General features: G+C 64.2%; 2 protein-coding genes and 2 tRNA genes. 3 read left to right on the forward strand and 1 reads right to left on the reverse strand.

The window, feature by feature from the left end:
• The 3 genes from WB785_RS03505 to WB785_RS03515 all read left to right on the forward strand — a co-directional run.
• A partial coding sequence (locus tag WB785_RS03505; RefSeq protein ID WP_424077305.1) for a DUF3566 domain-containing protein occupies window positions 1-626 on the forward strand: 626 nt, incomplete at its 5' end.
• 58 nt (window positions 627-684) lie between these two features.
• Window positions 685-758: transfer RNA gene (locus WB785_RS03510), tRNA-Ile, on the forward strand.
• A 139-nt stretch (window positions 759-897) separates the two neighbouring features.
• Window positions 898-970, forward strand: a tRNA-Ala gene (locus WB785_RS03515).
• Between the two features lie 465 nt (window positions 971-1,435).
• Here the strand turns inward: WB785_RS03515 and cwsA are convergent.
• Window positions 1,436-1,630, reverse strand: a 195-nt coding sequence (gene cwsA / locus WB785_RS03520) for a cell wall synthesis protein CwsA (protein ID WP_424077306.1), incomplete at its 5' end; no start/stop codon positions are given.

The raw sequence follows: 1,630 nt of genomic DNA on the forward strand, positions 1-1,630 counted from the left end.
ATGCCGACGCCCGGTTGAACCGCTTCATCTCGGGTACGGCCGCGCCGGGCACTGCCAAGATGCCACCGCGCGACGTCGAAGCGCCGGCAGAGCCGGCGCGCAGCGAAAACCGGCACGACGAGGCGTACGCCAGCGAACTACCCGACCTTTCCGGTCCGACCCCACGGGTCGCGCAGCGCAAACCGGCCGCCGAGCCAGAGGCGGACACGTCGACGACTCCGGTGCGCACCGAACGCCGCATCCAGGTGGCCGGGCGAGCCCAAGGCCCGGTACGTGCCAGCATGCAGATCCGGCGCATCGATCCGTGGAGCACGCTGAAGGTGTCGCTGGTGCTTTCGGTGGCGCTGTTCTTCGTCTGGATGATCGCCGTGGCGTTCCTCTATCTGGTGCTCGGCGGCATGGGCGTATGGAGCAAGCTCAACAGCAACGTCGGGGATCTGCTGAACAACACCAGCGGCAGCAGCGCCGACCTGGTGTCCAGCGGCACGATCTTCGGCGGCGCTGTGCTGATCGGCTTGGTGAACATTGTTTTGCTCAGCGCGATGGCCACGATCGGCGCGTTCATCTACAACCTGACGACCGACCTGATTGGCGGCGTCGAGGTGACGCTGGCCGACCGGGATTAGCGGTTTGGGTGCGGGCGCTGCGGTGGGGTAATCTCGTCGCTCGGCCGTATGCGCGTACGGGCCTATAGCTCAGGCGGTTAGAGCGCTTCGCTGATAACGAAGAGGTCGGAGGTTCGAGTCCTCCTAGGCCCACAACCATGTGTTTGCCAAGACGTTTCGTGAGACTGGTGTTGCCGCTGGCAGCGATCGCCGTGCTGGCGGTGGCGATCCGGTCCAGACAGGGCGTCGAGGTCTGGCACGTGGCCGCCGACCAGACCGATGGTCGGAGTGCGGGGCCTTAGCTCAGTTGGTAGAGCGCTGCCTTTGCAAGGCAGAAGTCAGGGGTTCGAATCCCCTAGGCTCCACAAAGGAAACCGCAGGTCAGCGGCTGTTTCAAAGATCTCAACAAGGCACTCGGTACTGAGTGCAATGCTGCCCGAACCTGCCCGCAGGTTTACAACGTGTCTGAATACAAGTGTCTTCTGCCGGCACCAGGGAGAGAGGGGAAGCTTCCACGGCCCCAAAAATGTCACCGTAGTCCCTCTCGGTGAAGAAACCGGCGAAGAAGACGACGGCGATGACCGAGGCGAGCAATACGACACCGGCGACGAGGCGTGCCCAGGTCGCAAAAAGTTGGAACGGCTTCATGCTTCTAGGTCCTGTCATCACGGAATCGTAGCCTCCGCGGCCCCCAGAATGGCATGTCATAGCTAATGCGGCCGACGTGTTTGTCGGAGCAACGCCAAACCTCGAAAGCTTTTGTGCGCCAAGGGTGAGCGGTGTAACCCATGACGCGGCTCATGTGTCACCTAGTCGTGAATCCAGACACGCTAGGGGCGCGGCTGCACGTCGACGCTGGGCGGCCGCGGCGAGGGCTCCTTGCGCGTCGACCGGCGGACAATCGAGAACGCTGCGGCGCCAGCGGCAAGGACTGCGGCGGCAGCCCCGGCTAGCACCCATGGACGCGGGCCGCGCCGCCGGGATCGGCGAGCCTGCTGAAGCGCTTGCGGCAGTCCGCTAACCAC

The sequence above is a fragment of the Mycobacterium sp. genome (assembly GCF_049585075.1).
Lineage (GTDB): Bacteria > Actinomycetota > Actinomycetes > Mycobacteriales > Mycobacteriaceae > Mycobacterium.